Raw genomic sequence first — 6,000 nt, forward strand, 5'->3', positions numbered from 1 at the left:
CTCCCCTGCATCTGTATATCCGGCCCGCGCTTTACAGCGCAAACAGATCCTTCATCGTCTCAAACAGCTCATATATATAAGGAACCATCCAGAACAGCACCAGCAAAAGGCCCGCCAGGCTTGTCAGAAATGCCTGCTCCTCCCTCCCGCTGTGCTTTAGGATCTGACAAATCACGGAAACCAGGATGCCTACTGCCGCAATCCTGAAAATCAAATTTACCCCCATCTGCTTCCTCCCATTTTTGTCTGTGTACTCCCAAACTCTCACAAAATCCGATGCGGGGAGACTTTGGGAGCACATGTCTCTATATAAGTATCACGGTCAGGAACAGGCCGCCCAGCACGCCCATCCCGAACAGCAGCCTGCTCTTGTCCGGCTCCTCCCTGCGCAGCCGCTCCAGGGCCAGCTCCAGCTCCTCCAGGTAAAGCTGCATTGTCTTTTCCTGCATGTCCCGATCCAGATACCCAAGATTCATGCCAAACCGCAAAAGCGCCTTCAGATCCGGCTCCTTCAGAACCGTATCGCCGGATAGCAGCTCCACCTGCCGTTTCCAAATCACCTCAAACGGCTCCCCGCCCTCTCTTTCCAGCTCCTTTGCGCTTTCCGTAAACAATGCGGCCGCCCATCCGCTCCCCCTGTTTCCTGTCCTCAAAAGCGCGCAGGATAAGGGCGCGTTCGCGTAGAGGATTTCTCCCCTCAGATGGAAAATCATCTGCCGCAGAATTTCTAAAAGCCGCCTTCTCTCCCTAAGGCGCCTCGCCGCCCCAAGCCCAAAGCCGGTACACGAGCCCACCACCAGGGCGGCGCCCAGAAGCTTCATCCACATAAAAGTCTCCTCCCCCGGCTGTCAAATACCCCTTTAATCGTTCCCGGCCCCCGCGCGTTCCCGAGCACCAGATAGCGCTCAAACATACGGTTTTCCAGAAAATCCCTAAGCCCCGGCCTCTGCCCGATCTCCTCCATCGAAGCGCCGTGCGCAGTCGCCAGGATCCGGCAGCCGCAGTACGTCGCGCTCCTCACCGCCTCCAGATCGGCCTGTCCCCCGATCTCATCCACAGCCACCACCTCCGGAGCCATGGAGCGGATCAGCATCATCATTCCCTCTGCCTTGGGACAGCAGTCCAGAATATCCGTGCGCCGGCCAACGTCATTCTGCGGGATTCCCTGAAAACACGCGCTGATTTCTGAACGCTCGTCCACCAGCCCCACATTCTGTCCCGGCCGATCGCTGCTTCCGTCCGATACCTGCCTGACGATATCGCGCAGAAGCGTTGTTTTGCCGCACCTGGGAGGGGAAATTAAAAGCGTATGGTACAGCGTCCCGGCCGCCCGGTTATAGATAAGGGGCATGATCCGGTCCGCACATCCCCTGATTTCATGAGACACACGCACATTCAAAAACGTAACCGGCTGTATGGTCTTTACCCGGTTTCCCTCCAGCACCGCCCGCCCTGCAAGGCCAATCCGGTGGCCTCCCTGCACGGTTATGAACCCCTGCCGGAGCTCCTCCGCATAGGCGTACAGCGATGAACGGACCGCGCACTGAAGCGTCTCCTCCACATCCTCCCTGCGAATCCGCATCACCTCCCCGTCCTCCCAGCCCCGCCGGCTCACCAGAGCCCCGTTCCGGCTGACCGCGTACTCTGCGCCTTTGTATATCAAAAACAGCGGAGCGCCGATCCGCATGCGGATTTCCTCGATTCTGTCCGGATCCGCAGCCGCTCTCTCCAGCACCCCTCTGACATTTTTAGAAAATAACTGAAACAGCCTGTCTTTTCTGTCCATCCCCCGCGCCTCCTTTTCTCTCAAAATAACTGTTACAATATATGAACGCGCAGGGGAAATATGACCAATACATCCCAATTGACAAAAAAGGCGCTGTATGATATTTTATATTTAGATATATATCTAAATATAATGAAAAAGGAGCCAGCGGGATATGGCATTCGGCGATACCTTTAAGGCCCTCTCAGATCCTACCAGACGGCAGATTCTGGAGCTTTTGAGACACGGGCCGCTTCCGGCAGGAGATATTGTACAGCATTTTCAGATGACAGGAGCCACGATCTCCCATCATCTGTCCGTCCTGCGCGCCTGCGGTCTGATAGACGATGAAAAAAGAGGGAAATATATCTACTATTCCCTCAATACAACGGTTATGGACGATATCCTGAACTGGATTTTTTCCCTGAAAGGAGAGCAAAGAGATGATAAGTAAAAAAACACGGATCCTCTGCGGCCTTTTAGCCTGCGCCGGCTTTCTTATGACTGCGGTGTCCTACCCGCTTCTCCCGGAGCAGATTCCGACCAACTGGCAGGTGGACGGTTCAGTCGCATACAGCCCCAAGATCCAAATCTGGCTGCTCTACGCGATGATGCCCCTTTTCGCTGTGCTGTTCGACATACTGCCGCGCATCGACCCGCGAAAGAACCATTACCGGAAATTCGCGCTGTACTACGGCCGCTTCTGCATCTTTTTAGAGATCTTCCTGCTGATTCTGCTTGGTATTATCCTCAGCGAATCCTTTTATCCAGGAAGGCTGTCCGTGGGCCGGATCATCATGGTCCTTCTGGGCATTCTGCTTATGTGGCTCGGCAATATGATGCCAAAGCTGAAAAGCAATTATTACATGGGAATCAAGACGCCGTGGACGCTTTCCGACGACGATATCTGGCTCCGGACGCACCGCCTTGGAGGAAAAACCATGTTTGCGGCAGGCGCCATGCTCCTCATCTTCGGGCGGTTCCTGGCCACAAAACGCGGCATGCCGATTGCCCTCTCAGGCATCCTCCTGGCCGCCTTTCTTCCGGCCCTGATGTCCTATGTATGGTGGAAACAAAAACAGAATTAGGAACTGTAATAACTTGTGCGAAGTGCGCAGGATTTTCTTCCTGGGCGCCAATCAGGCATCAGGCGCATAGCGGGCTGTGTAACTGATGCTTGATCGGCGCTGTCAAAGAAAAGACAAGCAAATGGCACAGGTTCTTTCGTGACGGTTCCTTAAAGTGTGTTTGAAAAATGCCGTCCGCTACATTCTCTTCATCCGCTCCATCGCCTCGGCCGTATCCTCCTTTGTCCCAAACGCCGTCAGCCGGAAGAATCCCTCTCCGTTCTTACCAAATCCGCTCCCCGGCGTTCCGACCACATTCGCTTTTTCGAGCAGCTCCTGAAAAAATTCCCATGATTTCATTCCTCCCGGGCACTGCATCCAGATATAGGGCGAATCCGTCCCCCCAATATGCCAGATGCCAAGCTGCGCAAGCGTTTCCCGTATCACGCGCGCATTTTCCCGGTATACATCCAAATGCTCCCTGCACTGGGCCATCCCTTCCTCTGTAAATGCCGCCTCGGCCGCCCGCTGGACCGGGTAGGAGACGCCGTTGAACTTCGTTGTCTGGCGGCGCAGCCACATTTTGCGCAGGGACATGCCGCCCCGCACAAGCGCTTTGGGGACAACGGTATAGCCGCACCGTGTTCCTGTAAAGCTGGCCAGCTTGGACAGGGAACAAAATTCGATGGCGCACGTCTCTGCGCCCGGGATCTCATATATACTCCTTGGCAGCTCCGGATCCGCGATGAAGGCTTCGTAAGCGGCGTCAAAGAGAATCACCGCGCCCTCCCGGTTCGCATACTCCACCCACTCTGTGAGCTGGCTCCGGTTGTAGACAGCCCCGGTCGGGTTATTGGGGGAGCAGAGATAGATCAGATCCCCGCGCTGCCCGGACGGCGGCATGGGAAGAAAGCCGTTCCCCGGGTTGGCGTCTAAAAATGCAATTCTCCGCCCCGCCATGGCGTTGGTGTCCATATAAACCGGATAGACGGGATCCGGAATCAGGGCCGTATTGTCCGCGTCAAAGAGATCCAGAATATTCCCCAGATCGCTTTTTGCCCCGTCGCTGATAAAAATGTCGTCCATTTTCACACAGGCTCCGAAAGACGCGTAATAATCCCGGATCCGTTCCCTCAGAAACTCATATCCCTGCTCCGGCCCATAGCCATGGAAGGATTCGGCCTCCCCCTGCTCCCTGGCCGCCGCGGCAAAGGCTTCAGCCGCTTTTTGGCAAATGGGCAGCGTAACGTCCCCGATCCCCATACGTATGATCTTCGCCTCCGGATGCGCTTTTGTATACTCGTTTACCGTTTGGGCGATGGTTGAAAACAGATAGCTCTCAGGGAGTTCCCTGTAATGTTCATTGATTTTCATTATAATGTTCCTTTCTTTCATTCATATGGCTGCCGCGCGGCCATTTCCGATGCGGCGTGTTTAAACGCTCATTTTCTCCGTCACTCCCGCCGCGTTTCTGCCGCCGCCTTCACGAATTCGCGGAACAGCGGGTGCGCGCGATTGGGGCGGCTTTTAAATTCCGGATGGTACTGGACCCCCACATAAAAGGGGTGATCCGCAAGCTCCATGGCCTCCACAAGCGTCCCGTCCGGGGACTGGCCGGAGAATACGACCCCATGCTCTGCATATGCCTCGCGGAAATGATTGTTAAACTCATAACGATGGCGGTGGCGCTCCCTCACTTCCTCCGCGCCGTATGCCTTCATCATATGGGTTTCCGGCGTGATCCGGCAGGGGTAAGCGCCGAGCCGCATGGTCCCTCCCATACTTGCAAGCCCCGTCTGCTCCTCCATCAGCGCAATCACCGGATGGGCGCTTCCCGGGTCGAATTCGCTCGAATTGGCGTCCGCATAGCCCAGGATCTCCCTGGCAAACGCGATGGCTGCGATCTGCATGCCCAGGCAGATTCCGAGATAGGGGATGCGCCGCCTCCTCGCAAACCCGGCCGCCCCGATCATGCCCTCGACACCCCGCACGCCGAATCCCCCGGGAACGATGATGCCCGCGCAGCCTCCCAGAAGCGCTTCCTCTGTCTCCGGCGTGATGCTCTCGCTGTCAATCCACTCTACCTGAACCTTTACCTGGTTCTCCCAGCCTCCATGGCGCAGCGCTTCGGCGATCGAGAGATACGAATCATGCAGCTTCACATATTTCCCCACAAGCGCGATTTTAACCTCCCTCTCACTGTTGCGGATCCGGGCAAGCATCTGATCCCAATCGCGCAAATCGCACGCGCGCGCCCTCTCCTCAAGCCCCAGCTCCCGCATAGCGATCCGCGCCAGCCCCGCCTCCTCCAGCATTACCGGGGCCTCATAGAGGATCGGGAGCGTCCTGTTTTCGATCACGCAGTCCTCCTTTACATTGCAAAACAGCGCGATTTTCCGGAAAATGGACGCATCGTCCACCGGACGGTCCACGCGGGCCACAATGATATCCGGCATGATTCCAAAGGACTGGAGCTGCTTTACAGAGTGCTGGGTCGGCTTGGATTTAAATTCCCCCGAAGACTCCAGATACGGGATCAGGGTCACGTGGATAAACAGGCAGTTTCCGCGCCCCGCTTCCAGCGAAACCTGCCGGATCGATTCCAGGAACGGCTGGGACTCGATGTCGCCCGTCGTGCCTCCGATCTCGGTGATCACGATGTCCGCATCCGTCTTTTCCCGCACGGAATAGATAAAGGACTTGATCTCATTTGTGATATGGGGAATCACCTGCACCGTTTCTCCCAGGTATTCTCCCTTTCTCTCCTTATTTAATACATTCCAGTAAACCTTTCCTGTGGTCAGATTGGAAAAACGGTTTAAATCTTCGTCGATAAACCGCTCATAGTGGCCGAGATCCAGATCCGTCTCCGCCCCGTCCTCGGTCACAAACACCTCGCCGTGCTGGTACGGGCTCATAGTCCCCGGATCCACATTGATGTATGGATCCAGCTTCTGCGCCGCCACCTTAAATCCCCGCGCCTTTAAAAGACGCCCCAGCGAGGCGGCTGTGATCCCCTTTCCAAGACCTGATACCACGCCGCCTGTCACAAAAATATATTTTGCCATCTGATCCTCCTTATTTGGTAAATATAACTTCTCGGAATCTTCAGCCCTTATTTCATGGGGCTTTCAGAACCTATTTTTCAAAAATCACCCACTTTTTTCT

General features: G+C 55.6%; 7 protein-coding genes. 2 read left to right on the forward strand and 5 right to left on the reverse strand.

All coding sequences use genetic code 11. The features are described 5' to 3' along the window. Window positions 1–31: 31 nt before the first annotated feature. The 3 genes from spoIIIAC to spoIIIAA all read right to left on the reverse strand — a co-directional run bounded on the left by spoIIIAC (window position 32) and on the right by spoIIIAA (window position 1,786). A complete protein-coding gene (gene spoIIIAC, locus NFS31_RS09980) occupies window positions 32–226 on the reverse strand; it encodes a stage III sporulation protein AC (protein WP_251494272.1) in 195 nt (64 codons plus the stop codon). A gap of 79 nt (window positions 227–305) precedes the next feature. Next, window positions 306–827 carry a stage III sporulation protein AB gene (locus NFS31_RS09985; protein WP_251494275.1) on the reverse strand — a complete coding sequence of 174 codons (522 nt, stop codon included), beginning with the start codon at window positions 825–827 and terminating at the stop codon, window positions 306–308. After that, window positions 818–1,786 (reverse strand): stage III sporulation protein AA, encoded by a 969-nt coding sequence (spoIIIAA, locus tag NFS31_RS09990; RefSeq protein WP_251494278.1) that lies wholly within the window; start codon window positions 1,784–1,786, stop codon window positions 818–820. The genes NFS31_RS09985 and spoIIIAA overlap by 10 nt, the downstream gene beginning before the upstream one ends. Window positions 1,787–1,940: 154 nt before the next feature. Between spoIIIAA and NFS31_RS09995 the strand changes: the two genes are divergently transcribed. Beyond that, window positions 1,941–2,219 (forward strand): autorepressor SdpR family transcription factor, encoded by a 279-nt coding sequence (locus NFS31_RS09995; protein ID WP_251494280.1) that lies wholly within the window; start codon window positions 1,941–1,943, stop codon window positions 2,217–2,219. Then, the gene (locus NFS31_RS10000; RefSeq protein ID WP_251494282.1) at window positions 2,209–2,853 is read left to right on the forward strand and encodes an SdpI family protein; all 645 of its coding nucleotides are present in this window, start codon (window positions 2,209–2,211) and stop codon (window positions 2,851–2,853) included. Before NFS31_RS09995 ends, NFS31_RS10000 begins: the two co-directional genes overlap by 11 nt. 177 nt (window positions 2,854–3,030) lie before the next feature. On the opposite strand, the gene NFS31_RS10005 is transcribed toward NFS31_RS10000, so the two are convergent. Further along, window positions 3,031–4,206: an LL-diaminopimelate aminotransferase gene (locus NFS31_RS10005; RefSeq protein WP_251494285.1), complete on the reverse strand. Its 1,176-nt coding sequence runs from the start codon at window positions 4,204–4,206 to the stop codon at window positions 3,031–3,033. 80 nt (window positions 4,207–4,286) lie between these two features. Further along, complete coding sequence (locus NFS31_RS10010) at window positions 4,287–5,900, reverse strand: CTP synthase (RefSeq protein ID WP_251494288.1); 1,614 nt, start codon at window positions 5,898–5,900, stop codon at window positions 4,287–4,289. Window positions 5,901–6,000 lie beyond the last annotated feature (100 nt).

The organism is Otoolea muris (assembly GCF_943193115.1).
Taxonomy (GTDB): Bacteria; Bacillota; Clostridia; order Lachnospirales; family Lachnospiraceae; genus Otoolea; species Otoolea muris.

What these genes read in the sequence shown, in the direction of transcription:
- spoIIIAC (WP_251494272.1), bottom strand. Translation starts at nt 226, where the DNA reads ATGGGGGTAAATTTGATTTTCAGGATTGCGGCAGTAGGCATCCTGGTT.
- NFS31_RS09985 (WP_251494275.1), bottom strand. Translation starts at nt 827, where the DNA reads ATGTGGATGAAGCTTCTGGGCGCCGCCCTGGTGGTGGGCTCGTGTACC.
- spoIIIAA (WP_251494278.1), bottom strand. Translation starts at nt 1,786, where the DNA reads ATGGACAGAAAAGACAGGCTGTTTCAGTTATTTTCTAAAAATGTCAGA.
- NFS31_RS09995 (WP_251494280.1), top strand. Translation starts at nt 1,941, where the DNA reads ATGGCATTCGGCGATACCTTTAAGGCCCTCTCAGATCCTACCAGACGG.
- NFS31_RS10000 (WP_251494282.1), top strand. Translation starts at nt 2,209, where the DNA reads ATGATAAGTAAAAAAACACGGATCCTCTGCGGCCTTTTAGCCTGCGCC.
- NFS31_RS10005 (WP_251494285.1), bottom strand. Translation starts at nt 4,206, where the DNA reads ATGAAAATCAATGAACATTACAGGGAACTCCCTGAGAGCTATCTGTTT.
- NFS31_RS10010 (WP_251494288.1), bottom strand. Translation starts at nt 5,900, where the DNA reads ATGGCAAAATATATTTTTGTGACAGGCGGCGTGGTATCAGGTCTTGGA.